Below are 16,547 nucleotides of genomic sequence, written 5' to 3'. Positions count from 1 at the left end.
CTCGAGCAACTGCCAAGCTATCAGCGGACTTTGGGCCTTTGCATTCACTCAAAAGAGTGCCGGGGTGCGGGTTATGACGGCGGTCGCCGACGGGTAAACATTCCGAATGCGCCCTGGGCCGACGGCCGCCGCGCCCCGCCCGTTCACCCGGCGCGCGCATCCGCCCCGCGCCCCCACGGCCACCGCCGCAACGGCCCCGGCACCTCGGGAACGGCGAGGAAATGGCCGGGGACCACCCGTGGAACTCTTCGCTCAGCACTGCCCTTTGGGTGTACGGCCGCCCGATACTCACTGGCGTCGAGCCTGCGTATCCGGCACCGCGCCGGGACGAGAGCCGGGAGGCCCCATGGACCGCCGTACACGCCGTGCCTTTGTCGTCACCCTCGGAGCCGCTCTGGCGGGCGGCGCCGCCGCGCCCGCGTTCGCGGGCACGTCCGCCTCGCTGGGCGACACCGCCGTCGCGAAGGACGGCTCGAAGGACGGCTCGAGGGACCGCGCCAAGGGCGAGCGGCCGCTGGCGAGAGCCCACGCCCACAACGACTACGAGCACCCGCGTCCGCTCCTCGACGCGCTCTCGCACGGCTTCGGCAGCGTCGAGGCCGACATCTGGCTGGTCGACGGCCAGCTGCTGGTCGCGCACGACGCCACGGACCTCGACCCCACCCGCACCCTGGAGTCGCTCTACCTCGACCCGCTGGCCCGGCGGGTGAAGGCCAACGGCGGCCGGGTCTACCGCGGTTACGACCTGTCGCTTCAGCTGCTGATCGACCTCAAGACCGCCGGGGAGCCCACCTACCTGGAGCTGGCCAAGCGGCTGCGCCGCTACGGCCACCTGTTCAGCGCCGCCTACGGCGGGGTAGCCGGCCGGGTGCGCCGCGGCGCGGTGACGGCCGTCATCTCCGGCGACCGCGGCGCCCGGGCCCCCATGGAGGCCGAGACGGTGCGCCACGCCTTCTACGACGGACGGCTGGAGGACCTCGGCTCGGGCGTGCCCGCCTCCTTCATCCCGCTGATCAGCGCCGACTGGACCAAGACCTTCACCTGGACGGGAGCCGGTCCGATACCGGCGGCGGAGCGCGAGACACTGCGCCGCCTCGTCGCCTCCGCGCACGACGCCCGGCAGACCGTGCGCTTCTGGGCCACCCCGGACGTGGCAGGTACGGAGCGCGACGCACTGTGGCAGGAACTCCTGGCCGCCGACGTGGACTACCTCAACACCGACGACCTGGCGGGACTGGAGGCGTTCCTGCGCACGGCCCGCTGACGCCTCATGGGGCGGCGGCCGGGGAGAAAACCACTCGCGTGCCGCCGCCCGCACGGCCATGCTGGCCCCATGCCCATCAGGACCGCCACCGCCGAGGACTGGCCCGCCATCTGGGCCTTCCTGCGCCGCATCGTCGCCGCGGGGGAGACCTACACCTACCCCCGCGACCTGGACGAGGACCGGGCCCGCGAGATCTGGATGCTGGAGCCCCCGAGCCGTACCGTCGTCGCCACCGACCCCGACGGCACGGTCCTCGGCTCGGCCAAGACGAACCCCAACCACATGGGGCCCGGCGCGCATGTCGCGGGCGCCAGTTTCATGGTGGCCCCCGAGCACGGCGGGCGCGGTGTGGGCCGCGCCCTGGGCGAGCACGTCCTGGACTGGGCGCGCGCCGAGGGCTACAAGGCGATGCAGTTCAACGCCGTGGTGGAGAGCAACACCCGGGCGGTGGCGCTGTGGCGCTCACTCGGCTTCGAGGTCATCGGCACCGTCCCCAAGGCGTTCGCCCACCCCACGAACGGCTATGTGGGGCTGCACATCATGCATCGCTTCCTCTGATCCCGGCCGGCTCACCGGCCCCGGCGGGATCCCTGAACCCCGCCGGATCGTCGAGGACCGCCTGCACCACCGAGCTGGCCCCGCCCAGCAGCGGACCGTCCGGGCCGAGCCGGGAGACGGTCACCGCCCCGCTGCCCGGACGGGCCGGGTCGGTGAGCCGCCGGCCCAACTCCCGCTCCAGGGCGGGCAGCAGCCAGGGCGCCAGCGGCGTCAGGGCGCCGCCGAGCACCACCTTCTCCGGATCCAGCAGGTTCACCGCGCCCGCGAGGGCGATCCCGAGCGCCGAGCCCGCGCCGCGCAGCGCACGCCGCGCCCGCTGGTCGCCGCCGGCCGCCCGCACGGCCAGCACGGCGATACGGCCGCCGGGGCCCGGGTGCTGGGCCGCGGCCTCCTCGGGGGACAGGCCGCTCGCCCGCAGCACCGCCTCCTCGCCCGCGTACTGCTCCAGACAGCCGCGCCCGCCGCAGGCGCACTCGGGCCCATCGGGACGCACCGGCACATGGCCCAGCTCGCCCGCGAAACCGTGGGTGCCGCGCAGCAGTTGCCCGTCGAGCACGACCGCTGCGCCGATGCCGATCTCGGCCGAGACATGGACGAAGTCCCGGGGCGCCGGATCGTGGCCGCCCCGCCACAGCTCGGCGAGCGCGCCCAGATTCGCCTCGTTGTCCACGGTCACCGGCAGACCGGGCAGCGCCGCGCGCAGCTCGTGGCCGATGTCCACCCCCTCCCAGCCCAGGTTGGGCGCGCGGACGACCAGCGACGAGTCCCGCGCCACCAGACCGGGCACCGCCACCGCGAGCCCCACCGGCCGCAGCCCGCCCAGCTCCGCCTCCGCCGCGACCTGCCGGACCAGACCGGCGAGCTGGGCGAGCACCGGGGCCGGTGAGCGGTCGCGGTTCGCCGACGCGAGCTCCGTACGGGCCCGTATCCGCCCGGCGAGGTCCATCGCGCACACCGCGAGATGGTCCACCCCGATCTCCGCGCCCAGCCCGGCCGGACCGCGCTCGTTGAGCTGGAGGGCGCTGCCGGGGCGGCCGACCGTACCGGGCCGGGAGGGGCCCAGCTCGACCAGCAGCCCGTCCCGGATCAGCTCGTCGACGAGCGTGGAGACGGCGGCCCGGGTAAGCCCCACCCGCGCCGCCACCGCGGCACGGGACAGCGGGCCGTGGGCGGCCACGGCGTGCAGCACGAGGGAGAGATTGCGCCGGCGCATCGCCTGCTGGGTGTTGGGCAGTGGCGCTGCCACCTGAATCCGTCTCCTCTCGGCCGATCCGCTCATTGTGCCGGGCCGGTACGACAACCGGGGTCGCTCGGCCGCCGCCGTACGGCGTTCCCGCCTGGCATGGTGCGCTCACGCGTGGCGGAGCAGACCGTCCGCGTCCGTCAGCACCCGGGAGAGCCGCTCCAGCGCCGCCTCGTCGCGGGGCACCGGACCGTAGGACGGCCCCTCGGCGGTCGACCAGCGCCGGGCCACCGCCGCCGGGTCCTCGCCCAGCACCAGCCCCGCGGCCTGCGCGGCGGCCCCGAGGGCGACCAGTTCCTCGGCCCGGGGCACCTGGACCGGGCGTCCGCTCAGCCGCCGGACCGTCTCCCGCCACGCGGTGCCCTTGGCGCCGCCGCCGATGAGCAGCAGTGGGGCGTCGGGTGCCGCGTCCGCGTCCAGCACCTGGTTCAGCGCGGTGAGCAGGGCGAAGACGGCGCCGTCGTAGGCGGCCTGGAGCACCTGGCCGGGTGTGGTGTCGTGGCGCAGTCCGTGCAGCAGCCCCGAGGCGTGCGGCAGATGGGGGGTGCGCTCGCCGTCGAGGAACGGCAGCAGCACGGCCGAGCCGCCCGGCTCCACCGCCTCCCGGTCGCGGCCCAGCAGCGCCGCGATCCGGTCGACCGCGAGCGTGCAGTTGAGCGTGCACGCCAGCGGGAGCCAGGCGTCACGCGTGTCGGCGAAGCCCGCGACCACCCCGGTGGGGTCGGTGGGCCGGTGGGCCGAGACCGCGTAGACGGTGCCGGAGGTTCCCAGGCTCAGCACCGGCTGCCCCGGGCGCAGACCGAGCCCCAGGGCGGCCGCCATGTTGTCGCCCGTGCCGGGGGCCACCAGGGCGCCGGTGGGGAGCGGCAGGTCGGGCAACTCCCGTACGGTCCCGGCGGCCTCGCCGTGGCGCAGCACGCGCGGCAGCAGTTCGGGGGCGAGCCCGACCCGGCCCAGGATCTCCTCGTCGTAGGACTCGGTGCCCGAGGCCCACCAGCCGGTGCCGGAGGCGTCGCCGCGGTCGGTGGTGCCGTAGCCGGTGAGCCGTTCGGTGAGGTAGTCGTGGGGGAGCCGGACGGCCGCGGTGGCGCGGGCCGCCTCCGGTTCGTTCTCCATGAGCCAGGCCCACTTGGTGACGGTGAAGGCGGGCGCGGGCACGCTGCCCACCCGCTCCGCCCACGCCTTGGGCCCGCCCAGTTCCTCGATGAGCCGGTCGCGCTGCGGCGCGGAGCGCACATCGTTCCACAGCAGGGCGGGCCGCACCGAGCGGCCCGAGGCGTCCAGCGTGACCAGGCCGTGCTGCTGGCCGCCCACGGAGACCGCGGCCGCCTCCCGGGCCGGGGTCCCGCACTGGCGCAGCGCCTCGGTGAGCGCCTCCCACCACTGCTCGGGGACGGACTCCTTACCGGTGCCGTCGCTGCCGCCGCCGACGGTGTGCGGGGCCTGTCCTCGGGCGACGACCGCACCGGTCGCGGAGTCGACGACGAGCGCCTTGGTCGACTGCGTGGAGCTGTCCACGCCGACGACGAGCGGTCCTTGCGGCACGGGCACGGCTGCTGCTGCCATCTCGCGCTCTCCCTTGCGTTCATGGGGCGTGCGGTGTGCGGGTTGTACGGGGCTTCCCCGGAATGCTCGCGCATACTAATTTGTAAAGCGCCATGACGAAATAGGCGAGGGAGCCGCGATGAGCTACAACCCCACCCCCGAGGACAGGTTCACCTTCGGACTGTGGACGGTCGGCTGGCAGGGCCGGGACCCGTTCGGGGACGCCACCCGCCCGGCGCTCGACCCGGTGGAGTCCGTGACCCGGCTCGCCGAACTCGGCGCGTACGGCGTCACCTTCCACGACGACGACCTCATCCCCTTCGGGGCCTCGGAGACCGAGCGCGAATCGCATATCAAGCGCTTCCGGCAGGCCCTGGACGCCACCGGGATGACCGTGCCCATGGCCACCACCAACCTCTTCACCCATCCGGTCTTCAAGGACGGCGCCTTCACCGCCAACGACCGCGATGTGCGCCGCTACGCGCTGCGCAAGACCATGCGCAACATCGACCTCGCCGCCGAGCTGGGTGCGAAGACCTATGTGGCCTGGGGCGGCCGCGAGGGCGCGGAGTCCGGCGGCGCCAAGGACGTACGCGCCGCGCTCGACCGGATGAAGGAGGCATTCGACCTGCTCGGCGCGTACGTCACCGAGCAGGGCTACGATCTGCGCTTCGCCATCGAGCCCAAGCCCAACGAGCCGCGCGGCGACATCCTGCTGCCCACCGTCGGCCACGCCCTGGCCTTCATCGAGCGGCTGGAGCGGCCCGAGCTCTACGGGGTCAACCCGGAGGTCGGCCACGAGCAGATGGCCGGGCTGAACTTCCCGCACGGCATCGCGCAGGCGCTGTGGGCGGGCAAGCTCTTCCATATCGACCTCAACGGCCAGAACGGCATCAAGTACGACCAGGACCTGCGGTTCGGCGCGGGCGATCTGCGGGCCGCCTTCTGGCTGGTCGACCTGCTGGAGACCGGTGGCTACGAGGGTCCGCGCCACTTCGACTTCAAGCCCCCGCGCACCGAGGACATCTCGGGCGTCTGGGCCTCGGCGGCGGGTTGCATGCGCAACTACCTCATCCTCAAGGAGCGCGCGGCCGCCTTCCGCGCCGACCCCGAGGTCCAGGAGGCGCTGCGCGCCTCGCGCCTGGACCAGCTGGGCCTGCCGACCCTCGACGAGGGCGAGACCCCGGCGGCGCTGCTCGCGGACCGCACCGCCTTCGAGGACTTCGACGTCGAGGCGGCCGCCGAGCGCGGTATGGCCTTCGAGCGCCTCGACCAGCTGGCCATGGACCATCTGCTGGCCGCGCGCGGCTGACCGTGTCCGACTGATCGTGTCCGGTCGGCCGCGTCCGGCCGCCGGTCCCGCCCCCCGACGGGACCGGCGGCCGGGGTTCTCACCGGCTCAGAGCTCCGGCAGCCGATTCAAGCCCCCGGCAGCCGACCGCTCAGGACGACGGCTGCCAGCCGCCGAGCCAGTCGGCGATCTCGTAGTCCGCGGCCTGGGCGTCGGTCAGCTGCGGACGGTCCGTGCTCGCCGCACCGGAACCGGCGCCGGTGTTCTTGTACTCCGCGAAGCGGTCGTCCTTCCAGGAGAAGCCGCTCATGTCCGTCCACGGTGTGGTCTTGATCGCCCCTGACAGATCCGTATTGCGAACGATCGCCTGCGGATCGAGACTGGCGTCGCCGCCCGCGTGCCAGGGACGGCCGAGATAGAACGACCGGCTGCTGACATCCCCGGTGATATTGCTGTTGATGAACAGGAAGCCCTTCTTCCCGGCCGCCGTCGAGGGCGCCGCGACATAGCCGCCGGAGCTGCCGTCGTAGCGCTTGACGAGCCGGATCGCCGACTTGTTGATCACGGCGGAGGCCCGGCCGAAGATGAAGTCGACATTCCCCTGGATCCAGGCGTTGTTGACGTACACCCGGCCGACCTTGTCCTTGCTCGCCGAGTCCAGCAGCAGGGTGTCCTGGTCCCCGACCGCGCCGACGTTGTCCAGGACGATCCGGTCGGCCGCGGTGCGCAGCGCGACCGCCTGCTTGTCGGTGATGCTGGTGTTGCCCTCGTCGAAGTCGTTCACGAACTGCAGATTGCGGGCCTGGAAGTCATCGGCCTCGACAGCCACGGTCGCGCTGCCGCTGGTGCCGTAGGTGCCTCCGCCGGGTTTGGGGGTGCCGGAGGCGTTGTTGTAGACGATCGTCACATCGTTCTTGCTGCTCGTGGTCCCCACCAGCCGGATATGCGGCTTGTTGGCGGGAACCTTCACCGTCTCGCGGTACGTACCGGGCTTGATGGAGATGGTGACGGCGGTCGGGTTGTTCGCCGGCACCGCGTCGACGGCCGCCTGAACGGTGGTGTAGGTGCCGCTGCCGTCCTTGGCCACCACGATGGTGGCCGCCGCGGCCGTGGGCGTGGCGGCGTGGGCCGGGGCGACGGCGAGCCCGACGCCGGTGGCCAGGGCCAGGGAGGAGATGAGCGGAGCGGGGCGGCGGCGCCGGGGGCGCCGTGGACTGAGGGTCATGGTCGGTGACTCCGTCCCGTGGAGGCGTGCCGAGGGGGTTGACGCCTTACGGTCTCCACGGCCCGTCCAAAGGTTGCCGCCCCGCCGCCTTCGGCCTGGCTCGTCCTTCGGCCCGCATGGGTCTTCGGGCCGCCTGGACCTTCCGCCCGTCTCGTCTGTGGGCGCCGTGGCGCCGTCGGGATGGGGCGACTTCCCTGGCCCTGGTCCCAGGCCGATGGCGGACGAGATGCCACCACCGGCCCGTGCGCCGCGTCAGCCGTCGGAGCCGGGCATCGCCAGCGCCGCCGCCGGGTCGTGTCCGGCCGGGCCCGCGGGCCACCAGCGGCCGCGCTCCCTGCGGTACGGCCACCAGCGGCCGTCGTGGCCGTAGCGCACCTGGAGATCGGCGCCCACCACCGTCCAGCGGTTGGCCGTGGCGCGCAGCCGGGGTGCCTGTTCGTCCACCTCCCAGGCGGCCGCGAGCTGGGCTCGGGCCCGCGCGAGGGCCTCCGCGTCCGGCGTCCACTCCTCCTCCAGCACGGTGAGCGCGGCAACCCCGCCGTGCTCCCAGGCGCGGACGGCCCGCGCCAGATCGGTGCGGTCGCGCCCGCAGCCCGTCGCGAGCCGGGCGGCGATCGGGGCCGGGGGACCGGCGGCGGTCAGCCGCACCGTGTCCTGCCACACCGTCAGCGCGGCCGGGACCGGTGCGGTGGCGTGGCCGGGGGCGAGCGCCTCGGCCAGCAGCCGCTGGGCGCGTACCGCGGCGTCCGCCGCCAGGAACTCCAGCGCGGCCACGTCCAGCCCCTCGGCCGGGTCCGTGCCGCCCGCCAGCGCCGGAGGACGGCCGGGTGCGGCGACGGCGGGCGGGGGCCCGGGCAGCGGAGGCGGCCCGGGCGCGGCGAACGCCTCCCGGGCCGGTACGCCCTCCGGCGCCGACGGAGCGGCGTCGTCCGCCGCCCGCGGAAGGTGCCGGGCGGCCCGCGCCGCGCTGCGCACCTGGAGCTCGTCCAGCAGCTCCCGCTCCCCACGTCCGCGCATCAGGAGCAGCACATACGGATCCTCGTCCAGCAGCCGGGCGAGCTGGTAGCACAGCGCCGCGGTGTGCGGGCAGTGGTCCCACGCCTCGCAGCCGCACTCCGGCTCCAGATCGCCTATCCCCGGCAGCAGTTCGACGCCCACGACCGCCGCGTCCTCGGCCAGCTGCGGGGGTATGTCGCGGTCCAGCAGGGCGGCGATATGGCCGGAGCGGTCCGCGACCACCTCCAGCAGCCGGTCCCATTCCGCGCCCGTGAACTCCCGCAGCAGTACGTCGGAACGGTAAGGCGTGCGGTCGCGGTCCCGCACCACGGCGGTGACCCGGCCGGGGCGTACACACACCGCGCCCACCGCCCCCTCCCGCGCCTGCTTGCGGCCGCGCCTCAGCTGCTCGCCGTCCAGCGCCGTGTCCTCCAGGGCCTTCAGCCACGCCTGGCCCCACCAGGTGCGGGCGAAGCCGCGGCCACGGGCGGGCGGCAGTGCGGCGAAGGTGCGCTCGGACTCGGTACCACTCATCGTTCGGTCCCCCTCAGCTCCACGAGCTCCGCCAGCTCGGAGTCGGTCAGTTCGGTCAGCGCGCCCTCGCCGGAGCCGAGCACGGCGTCCGCCAGCTCCCGCTTGCGTGCCAGCATCGCGGCGATGCGGTCCTCCACGGTCCCCTCCGCGATGATGCGGTGGACCTGCACCGGCTGGGTCTGGCCGATGCGGTACGCGCGGTCGGTGGCCTGCGCCTCGACGGCCGGGTTCCACCAGCGGTCGTAGTGCACGACATGCCCTGCCCGGGTGAGGTTGAGCCCGGTGCCCGCCGCCTTCAGCGACAGCAGGAACACCGGGACCTCGCCGTCCTGGAAGCGCCGCACCATCTCCTCGCGCCGCGCCACCGGCGTACCGCCGTGCAGCAGCTGGGCCGGCACCCCGCGCGCGGCCAGGTGGCCCTCAAGGATGCGCGCCATCTGAACGTACTGGGTGAAGACCAGGACGCTCGCGCCCTCGGCCAGGATGGTGTCCAGCAGCTCGTCGAGCAGCTCCAGCTTGCCGGAGCGCCCGGGCACCACCGGCCGGTCCTCCTTCAGATACTGCGCCGGGTGATTGCAGATCTGCTTCAGACCGGTGAGGAGCTTGACGATGAGTCCGCGCCGTACGAGGCCGCCGGTGCCGGAGATCTCGGCGAGGATCTCGCGCACCACCGCCTCGTAGAGTCCGGCCTGCTCCTTGGTGAGCGCGACGGCCCGGTCCGTCTCGGTCTTGGGCGGCAGCTCGGGGGCGATACCGGGGTCCGACTTGCGGCGCCGGAGCAGGAAGGGGCGGACCAGTTTCGCCAGCCGCGCGGCGGCCTCGGGGTCGCTTCCGCTCTCCACGGCCTGGGCGTAGCGCCTGCGGAACGCGCCATGGGTGCCCAGTACCCCCGGCGTGGTCCAGTCGAGGATCGCCCACAGCTCGGAGAGGTTGTTCTCGATGGGGGTTCCGGAGAGCGCCACGCGGGCCTTCGCGCCGATGGTGCGCAGCTGCCGCGCCGTCGCCGAGAACGGGTTCTTCACATGCTGCGCCTCGTCCGCGACCACCATGCCCCACGGCCCTGCCTCGGCCAGCCGCTGCGCGTCGAGCCGCATCGTGCCGTAGGTGGTGAGGACGAACTCGCCGTCGTCAAGGCCGTCCAGGCTGCGCGCGGAGCCGTGGTGGCGGCGCACCGGCGTGCCCGGCGCGAACCGCTCGATCTCCCGCCGCCAGTTGCCCATCAGCGAGGTCGGACAGACCACCAGAGTGGGCCCGGAGGCTTCGGGGACGCCCATACGGTGGAGATGGAGGGCGATCAAGGTGATGGTCTTGCCGAGCCCCATGTCGTCGGCGAGACAGCCGCCGAGGCCGATCGAGGTCATCCGGACCAGCCAGTCCAGGCCGCGCAGCTGATAGTCGCGCAGTGTGGCGGCCAGGGCGGAGGGCTGGGGCACGGGCGCCCGCTGGGCGCCGACGGTCCCCTCGGGGTCGGCGAGATGGTCCCGCAGGGCCTCCAGCCAGCCGGTGGCCCGCACCTCCACATCGGTGCCGTCGGCCTCCGTGCGACCGGTAAGGACGGCACCGAGGGCGTCGGCGGGGGTGAGCTTGCGGTCCTGCCGGTCCCGGAGGCGGCGCGCCGCGTCGGGGTCGAGGAGGACCCATTGGTCGCGCAGCCGTACCACCGGCCGGCTGGCCTCGGCGAGCCCGTCGAGCTCGGCGCGGGTGAGCTCCTGGTCGCCCACGGCGAACCGCCAGCTGAATCGCAGCAGCGCGTCGGCGGAGAGGAAGGCGGGGAACCGGGGCCCGGCGTCGTCCTGAGCCTCGTCCTCGCCGTCCGGCCCGATGACGGCGCGGGCGGTGAGCCCGCGGGCCAGCTCCCTGGGCCAGTGCACCTGGACCCCGGCGGCGTCCAGCGCCCCGGCCGCCGGACCGAGCAGCTCGGTGACCTCCTCGTCGGCGAGGTCGAGGGCGTCGGGCACGGCGGCCGACAGCAGCGGGGTGATCGGCGCCCAGGCGCGGGCCGCGCGCCGCAGGGTCAGCAGGGCGTCCATACGGGCGCGCGGACCGAGGGCCGGGGTGATGGGCGAGGTGCCCGCCCAGACATCGGCGGCGTCCGCGACCAGCGCCGGATCGGTGAGGCTGTGCAGCTGGAGGACGGCACGGAAGCGCGGCCCGTCCGCCTTACCGTTCGCACCGACGCCGTGCAGCAGCTCGATACGGATCGAGAGCCGAACCCCCGCGTCGTGTCCGGCGGCCACGTCGGCGGCCCAGGCGCGCTGTTCGGGCAGCCGCCGTGGCGCCGGGGCGGCGAAGGCGGGACCGCCCGCGGCCAGCGCCGCCGCGGGCGAGCGCGGCAGCCCGTCCGCCACCGCGTCCAGGAACGCCCGCAGATGCCGCTCGGGCTCGGGCAGCAGCACCGGGCCGGACACGGGCAGCGGCGTGGCGTGCGCCGTGGGCGGCATGGCGGCGGCCAGTTCACGCACCCGCGTCAGATCGTCGGGGGTGAGCGGGCCGACGCGCCAGGCGTCGTGGTCGGTGGCGCTGAGCCCGGGCAGCAGCCTTCCGCGGGCCGCGAGTTGGAGGGCGAGTACGGCGGCGGCGCCCCAGAAGGCCGTGGCGGGGTCGCACTGCCCCGGACCGGCCTGTGCGGCCCGCGCCCGGGCCCGGGTGAGCACCGGCAGTGCCTCGCCCAGAGGCAGCACGAGCGCCCTTACGGTGTGCGTCTGGACGCCGAGAGTGGTGGGGCTGGGGCCGGTGGGGTCGTCATGGGGACCGTCGTCGGTGCCGTCCACCGGGACGACGACCGTCAGTTCCTCGGCGGAGCCGGTGGCCGGGCCGGGCGGCGCGCCGCCCGGCCGCCAGAAGGCGACCCGGCCGGTGCGCGCCGGGTCACCGGGAAGGAAGACCGCGGTGCAGCGGGAGAGTTCTGCGATGTCGGAAGGTGTTGCCGCGGAGGGTGGTGTCACAGCGCTGAGCGTTCCTCAAATTTGACTAGTCGAGCCCGGGCCGCCCGAGGGTACAGGATCACGGCGCGGGGAGGAACCGGCCGCCGTCGGTGTCCGTTGTGTGGAGTGAGTGCGGCTATGGCCGTGAAGGAGGCGGGTGAGATGTCCACACGCGCGAAAGTCGCCACCGGTGGTGTGGTGGCAGGTGTGATCCTGCTCTGGGTGTTGCCCTTCTGGGCTGCGCTGCTGGTGATCGTGGGAGTGCCGGCGGCGGCCTATCTGCTGCTGGATTCCTCCCAGCGCCGCAGGCTGAACAGGGTCACCCGTAAGCAGCTGGGACGCTGAAGCGGCCGGCCCGCCGAGCGCGGCCGCGCAAGGCGGCCGGCTGGACCAGGGGCCACGGGCGGAGCGCACCCGGGAGTGACCGTGCAGTACCGATCGCGGACCGCCCGCGACCCCGTTCCGGGCCCGGCCGGATGGGGGCGGTCATGCTCCGCCGAGGTCGGGGTGGCGTTTGGGTCGGAGAGGGCCGCGGGCGACCGTACGGGCGACGGGTCACCCGCGTCGTCGTCGTGACCAGCCGGAACGGCGTCCTTGGCCGACCCCGTACGGGACAGGGCAGGACATCAGGTCTCAGGCGGGCCGTACGGCCAGTTTGTCCAGAGCCGTCAGCAGCCCCGGCAGCTCGGGGCCGCGACCGACCGGCAGCACCTCGCCCGGTGCGTCGTCCAGCAGCACGAACGCGATGTCGTCGGTGCGGGCCACCATGCTCCAGCCCGGACCGTCGGCGCGGAGCGTCCGCGCGTCACCGGAGGCGAACGCCGAGCGGATACGCCCCAGCGGCGGGGGCGAGTCCAGATAGCCGCGCGCCTCTTCGAGAACCCGCCGCACGCCCCCGTGCGGCTTCTCGCCCGGGGACACGAACGTCACATCGCTGTCGACCTGCTCACGCCAGATCGCCCACTGGAGCGCGATCTCATCGGCGCCGAGCCGCCGCTGGGCCGGGCCCCACCGCTCGGAGTCCGGCGGCGACAGCGGCGCCCGGGAGGCGTCTCCCCCCAGCTCGGGGTCGGGCGCGGGATCATGGGGAGCCGGTACGCCCGGGGCGGCCACGGCCACCGCGAGCGGCCAGCCGGGAAGCGAGGCGACCACCGTGCGGTCCTCGATGGCCAGGGCGTACTCCATGCCGCAGTCCCAGGTCGCGATGGCGATGGCCACGAGCGACACATCGTCGGTGACCACCGTCCAGCGGGCGCCGCCGCCGTCCTGTCCCAGCACCAGTCCGTAGCCGGTGTCGTACGGCTCCAGCCCGAGCGCGGCACATGCCTCGGGATAGTCGTCGCCGAGCACGCTCGGGAATTGAGCGGGTGTCAGCAGCACCGCGGTCAGCACATACAGCGCCTCGTCGCGTGACTCCTCCGTGGCGGGCACGACATCCTCCTCTTGCGCATGCGGATCCGATGAGCGATCCGTCGTCGCGCACCTTAACCACCCAGTAGCCACGGAGTCGAGACATCGGGAGGCGGTCGGCCCTCAGTCGTCGGTCGCCGCCCGGAGCGTGTCCAGTGTGCGCCGCAGCCAGGACAGTTCGGCCTGGCTGGTGGCCCGGGCGATGGTGAGGATGCCGCGCCGGAACGGATCCTCGACCTCTTCGGCCCGCAACGGGCGGTCTCCCTCGTAGAAGAAGCTCGACGGCCGCCGCAGAAAGGCCATCCGGCGCTCCAGCACCTCCGCCTGTGCCGACGGGTCGTCGAGGTGGCGAAGGAACGCCAGCACGGTGAACCAGCGGTTCTCGTCGGTGATGTCGATGTCCGCCGGATGCGCGAGACGGCGGCGCAGCTCCGCCTGCCCCTCGGCGGTCAGCGTGAGCACGTGCCGGGGCGCGGCCCCCGCGCCCGGCTGGGTCCGGCGGGCCAGCAGACCGGCCTTCTCCAGCCGCTTGATCGCCGGGTAGAGGGTGGACTCGGCCACGGGTTTCACATGTCCGGTCAGCGCGGCGATGCGCTTGCGCAACTCATAGCCGTGCAGTGGGACGTCGTGGAGGAAGCCCAGGATGGCGAGTTCGAGCATGACCGCATTGTGCCGTAAGACCGCTGTACCTCTTGGAGGGAATACATCGACAACGATGTATCGTCGGTGCCCGACGCGACGCCCATATCGCCGCCTTCCAGCCGTCGCGGGCCGCCGGTCGCTCTTCGTGGACCTGCCCCGCCACGGGATCAGCGCCCCCCGCCGACTTCGGCTACACGCTGGAGGACCACGCCGACGAGGACGCGTTCCTACGCGGCGGCGGATTCGAGGAGACCCTGGAGCGGATCGGGCCGGCCCTGAGCGGTCTGCTCGGGCCAGCCGTTCCGGTCCGGTCGGCCGTTCCGGTCCGGTCGACCCTTCCGATCCTCAGCCGACTTCGCGGACGGCGAGCGCCAGAAAGCGTGTGTCCTCGTCCGTGTACGAGTCCAGGCGCCAGCCGGCGTCCGCCAGCAACGGCCGCAGCTGGGGCTCCGCCCGCAGGTCATCGGGGGTGAGGGCGCGGCCGTGGCGGGCGGCGAGAGCGGCCCGTCCCACCGGATGGAACAACGCGAGCCGCCCGCCGGGGCGCACCACCCGGGCCAGTTCGCGCAGGTTCTCGCGGGGATCGGAGAGATGGGAGATCAGCCCGGCGGCGAACACCGCGTCGAGGCAGCCGTCGCGCAGCGGCAGCCGCGCCACATCGGCGAGGGCGAGGCCCGCGAAGCCGTCCCGGCCCTCGCGCAGGGCGGCGTCCAGCATGGCCGGGGTGAGGTCGACTCCGAGGACGGTCCCCTCGGGGCCGGCCGCGGCGCGCAGCGCGGGCAGCGCACGCCCCGTTCCACACCCCGCGTCGAGCACCGCGTCCCCGGGGCGGAGCCCGAGGTCGGCGACGGCGGCGGCGTAGGCGGGGCCGTCGTCCGGGAAGCGGCTGTCCCAGTCGGCCGCCCTGGGGGTGAAGAAGTCCCGTACGGCGGCCGCACTGTTTCCATGGGAGGGCTCATGTGGCACGGAAGCTCCTTGGGACACCTTGGATGCTCGGGACACCTCGGATACGACGGTGAAGCGCTGCGCTGAGTAAGCAGCCTACGCCCGCTTTGAGTGCAGATTCGGACGCTCATCGATCGCTCTGGCATCTGACTCTGTCAATTTTCAACAGGTTCCGTAATGCGCCCTCAATGTGTGTCACCGCCGGGGCTAGCGTCCCTGGCCCGGGGGACACCTGGAGCGCCGCCCGGCGCGGCGCATCCCGACTGAGGGAGACCGCCCATGACCAAGCCGCGCAGCACCGCCGCACGCTCCATGGCCGATCTCGACCGGATCTTGGACGATCTGGTGGCCGGGGCCGCAGGCGTGCGCCATGCCGTGGTGCTCTCCCGCGACGGGGTCACCGTCAGCGCGTCCGGTGGGCTCTCCCGCCATGAGGCAGAGCACCTGGCCGCCGTCGCCTCCGGATTCCATGGCATCGCCGCGAGCGCCGGGCGCCGGGGGCGCGGCGGCCCGTCCCGGCGGACGATGATCGAGATGGCGGCGGGCACCCTCTTCGTCGCGGCGCTGGCCGACGGCGCGTGCCTGGCCGTGCTGGGCAGCGCGGGCGCCGAGCCGGCCGTGATCGCCGAGGAGACGGCCCGGCTCGTGGACCTGGTGGACCGGGGGCGCGGCTCATGGTCCCGCCGACGGTTCGGCCGGATGCGCCGGGGTACCCGAAATGGCTCTCGGAAGATCGTTCCGACGACTACGGCGAAGGGATGCGGTGATGCGAGCGGTGACCTGGCAGGGCCGACATGATGTGCGGGTCGAGACGGTGCCCGACCCCATCATCAAGGAGCCGACGGACGCGATCGTCCGGATCACCACCACGGGGCTGTGCGGGTCCGATCTGCACCTGTACGAGGTGCTCACGCCCTTCATGACCCCCGGCGACATCCTCGGCCACGAACCGATGGGCATCGTGGAGGAGACCGGCCCGGAGGTGACGCACATCAAGCCCGGCGACCGCGTGGTGGTCCCGTTCCAGATCGCCTGTGGACACTGCTGGACGTGCCGCTCCGGTCTGCCGACGCAGTGCGAGACCACCCAGGTCACCGAGCACGGCATGGGGGCGGAGCTCTTCGGCTACACCAAACTCTACGGCGCGGTGGCCGGCGGCCAGGCGGAATACCTGAGGGTGCCGCAGGCCCAGTACGGCCCGATCAAGGTGCCCGAAGGAGTCCACGACGACCGCTACGTCTATCTGTCCGACGTACTGCCCACGGCGTGGCAGGCGGTCGAGTACGCGGAGGTGCCGCGCGGCGGCACGCTCGCGGTCCTGGGTCTTGGTCCCATCGGGAACATGGCCTGCCGGGTGGCGAGGGTCCAGGGCCTGGCCGACCGGGTCATCGGCGTGGACCTCGTCCCCGAGCGGCTGCGCCGGGCGCGCGCCGACGGCGCCGAGGTCCATGACCTCAACGACTTCTCCCGCCAGGAGGACCTGGTCGAGGCCATCCTCTCGACCACCGGCGGCCGCGGACCGGACGCGGTCATCGACGCGGTGGGGACGGAGGCCCACGGCAGCCCGCTGGGCCGGACCGCCCAGCGGGCCACGGGTCTCCTGCCGCGGGAATGGGCCGCCAAGCTCACGGAGAAGGCCGGGGTCGACCGGCTGGCGGCGCTGCGGCTGGCCATCGCGCTGGTGCGGCGCGGCGGCACGATCTCGCTCAGCGGGGTCTACGGCGGGATGGCCGATCCGCTGCCGCTGATGACCATGTTCGACAAGCAGATCCAGCTGCGGATGGGCCAGGCGAACGTGCGGCGCTGGGCCGACGACATCTTCCCGCTGCTGACGGACGACGACCCGCTGGGCGTCGACGGGTTCGCCACCCATCGCGTCCCGCTGGAGGAGGCACCCCGCGCCTATGAGATGTTCCAGCACAAGGAGGACGGTGCGATAAAGATCCTCATGCGCCCGTAAACGTCGAATG

The 16,547-nt window shown here is 73.6% G+C and carries 13 protein-coding genes and 1 pseudogene; 6 read left to right on the top strand and 8 right to left on the bottom strand.

Annotated elements, in window-relative coordinates; genetic code table 11:
* Positions 1–346: 346 nt before the first annotated feature.
* Complete coding sequence (locus tag ACMTAK_RS06315; protein WP_413805241.1) at positions 347–1,264, top strand: phosphatidylinositol-specific phospholipase C/glycerophosphodiester phosphodiesterase family protein; 918 nt, start codon at positions 347–349, stop codon at positions 1,262–1,264.
* Positions 1,265–1,333: 69 nt separating this feature from the next.
* On the top strand, positions 1,334–1,822 hold the full coding sequence (locus tag ACMTAK_RS06310; protein WP_413805240.1) for a GNAT family N-acetyltransferase: 489 nt from the start codon (positions 1,334–1,336) through the stop codon (positions 1,820–1,822).
* On the opposite strand, the gene ACMTAK_RS06305 is transcribed toward ACMTAK_RS06310, so the two are convergent.
* Positions 1,803–3,101, bottom strand: coding sequence for an ROK family protein (locus ACMTAK_RS06305; RefSeq protein ID WP_413805239.1), 1,299 nt, complete (start codon positions 3,099–3,101; stop codon positions 1,803–1,805). The two genes, ACMTAK_RS06310 and ACMTAK_RS06305, sit on opposite strands and share 20 nt — an antisense overlap.
* A gap of 72 nt (positions 3,102–3,173) precedes the next feature.
* Positions 3,174–4,631: a xylulokinase gene (gene xylB, locus ACMTAK_RS06300; protein ID WP_413805238.1), complete on the bottom strand. Its 1,458-nt coding sequence runs from the start codon at positions 4,629–4,631 to the stop codon at positions 3,174–3,176.
* Positions 4,632–4,749: 118 nt separating this feature from the next.
* Between xylB and xylA the strand changes: the two genes are divergently transcribed.
* A complete protein-coding gene (gene xylA, locus ACMTAK_RS06295) occupies positions 4,750–5,922 on the top strand; it encodes a xylose isomerase (protein WP_138910562.1) in 1,173 nt (390 codons plus the stop codon).
* A gap of 130 nt (positions 5,923–6,052) precedes the next feature.
* On the opposite strand, the pseudogene ACMTAK_RS06290 reads toward xylA, so the two are convergent.
* The 3 genes and pseudogenes from ACMTAK_RS06290 to ACMTAK_RS06280 form a co-directional block, all read right to left on the bottom strand.
* A pseudogene (locus ACMTAK_RS06290) lies at positions 6,053–7,090 on the bottom strand (pectinesterase family protein); the annotation flags it as partial.
* 288 nt (positions 7,091–7,378) lie between these two features.
* The gene (locus ACMTAK_RS06285; RefSeq protein ID WP_413805237.1) at positions 7,379–8,656 is read right to left on the bottom strand and encodes an SWIM zinc finger family protein; all 1,278 of its coding nucleotides are present in this window, start codon (positions 8,654–8,656) and stop codon (positions 7,379–7,381) included.
* On the bottom strand, positions 8,653–11,601 hold the full coding sequence (locus ACMTAK_RS06280) for a DEAD/DEAH box helicase (protein WP_413805236.1): 2,949 nt from the start codon (positions 11,599–11,601) through the stop codon (positions 8,653–8,655). Before ACMTAK_RS06280 ends, ACMTAK_RS06285 begins: the two co-directional genes overlap by 4 nt.
* A 141-nt stretch (positions 11,602–11,742) precedes the next feature.
* Here ACMTAK_RS06280 and ACMTAK_RS06275 point away from each other — a divergent pair, with 141 nt between their 5' ends.
* Positions 11,743–11,925 (top strand): hypothetical protein, encoded by a 183-nt coding sequence (locus ACMTAK_RS06275; RefSeq protein ID WP_413104864.1) that lies wholly within the window; start codon positions 11,743–11,745, stop codon positions 11,923–11,925.
* 288 nt (positions 11,926–12,213) lie between these two features.
* Here the strand turns inward: ACMTAK_RS06275 and ACMTAK_RS06270 are convergent, their stop codons facing one another.
* The 3 genes from ACMTAK_RS06270 to ACMTAK_RS06260 all read right to left on the bottom strand — a co-directional run bounded on the left by ACMTAK_RS06270 (position 12,214) and on the right by ACMTAK_RS06260 (position 14,598).
* On the bottom strand, positions 12,214–13,011 hold the full coding sequence (locus tag ACMTAK_RS06270; RefSeq protein WP_413805235.1) for a hypothetical protein: 798 nt from the start codon (positions 13,009–13,011) through the stop codon (positions 12,214–12,216).
* A 102-nt stretch (positions 13,012–13,113) separates the two neighbouring features.
* Positions 13,114–13,650 carry a PadR family transcriptional regulator gene (locus ACMTAK_RS06265; RefSeq protein WP_413805234.1) on the bottom strand — a complete coding sequence of 179 codons (537 nt, stop codon included), beginning with the start codon at positions 13,648–13,650 and terminating at the stop codon, positions 13,114–13,116.
* 327 nt (positions 13,651–13,977) lie between these two features.
* Entirely contained in the window at positions 13,978–14,598 is a 621-nt protein-coding gene (locus ACMTAK_RS06260) for a class I SAM-dependent methyltransferase (RefSeq protein ID WP_413805233.1), read from the bottom strand.
* Positions 14,599–14,856: 258 nt separating this feature from the next.
* Between ACMTAK_RS06260 and ACMTAK_RS06255 the strand changes: the two genes are divergently transcribed.
* Complete coding sequence (locus ACMTAK_RS06255) at positions 14,857–15,375, top strand: roadblock/LC7 domain-containing protein (RefSeq protein WP_413805232.1); 519 nt, start codon at positions 14,857–14,859, stop codon at positions 15,373–15,375.
* Positions 15,344–16,537, top strand: a complete 1,194-nt coding sequence (locus ACMTAK_RS06250; RefSeq protein WP_413805231.1) for a zinc-dependent alcohol dehydrogenase — start codon at positions 15,344–15,346, stop codon at positions 16,535–16,537. Before ACMTAK_RS06255 ends, ACMTAK_RS06250 begins: the two co-directional genes overlap by 32 nt.
* The last annotated feature ends 10 nt before the right edge of the window (positions 16,538–16,547 follow it).

Origin of the sequence: Streptomyces lacaronensis (assembly GCF_047337785.1) — a bacterium.
GTDB lineage: Bacteria > Actinomycetota > Actinomycetes > Streptomycetales > Streptomycetaceae > Streptomyces > Streptomyces lycopersici.
This window is presented reverse-complemented; position numbering and strand designations above follow the sequence as displayed.

Bases quoted from the DNA above. Each gene is read 5' to 3' on its own strand.
- ACMTAK_RS06315 (WP_413805241.1), top strand. From the start codon at position 347: ATGGACCGCCGTACACGCCGTGCCTTTGTCGTCACCCTCGGAGCCGCT.
- ACMTAK_RS06310 (WP_413805240.1), top strand. From the start codon at position 1,334: ATGCCCATCAGGACCGCCACCGCCGAGGACTGGCCCGCCATCTGGGCC.
- ACMTAK_RS06305 (WP_413805239.1), bottom strand. From the start codon at position 3,101: ATGAGCGGATCGGCCGAGAGGAGACGGATTCAGGTGGCAGCGCCACTG.
- xylB (WP_413805238.1), bottom strand. From the start codon at position 4,631: ATGGCAGCAGCAGCCGTGCCCGTGCCGCAAGGACCGCTCGTCGTCGGC.
- xylA (WP_138910562.1), top strand. From the start codon at position 4,750: ATGAGCTACAACCCCACCCCCGAGGACAGGTTCACCTTCGGACTGTGG.
- ACMTAK_RS06285 (WP_413805237.1), bottom strand. From the start codon at position 8,656: ATGAGTGGTACCGAGTCCGAGCGCACCTTCGCCGCACTGCCGCCCGCC.
- ACMTAK_RS06275 (WP_413104864.1), top strand. From the start codon at position 11,743: ATGTCCACACGCGCGAAAGTCGCCACCGGTGGTGTGGTGGCAGGTGTG.
- ACMTAK_RS06265 (WP_413805234.1), bottom strand. From the start codon at position 13,650: ATGCTCGAACTCGCCATCCTGGGCTTCCTCCACGACGTCCCACTGCAC.
- ACMTAK_RS06255 (WP_413805232.1), top strand. From the start codon at position 14,857: ATGACCAAGCCGCGCAGCACCGCCGCACGCTCCATGGCCGATCTCGAC.
- ACMTAK_RS06250 (WP_413805231.1), top strand. From the start codon at position 15,344: ATGCGAGCGGTGACCTGGCAGGGCCGACATGATGTGCGGGTCGAGACG.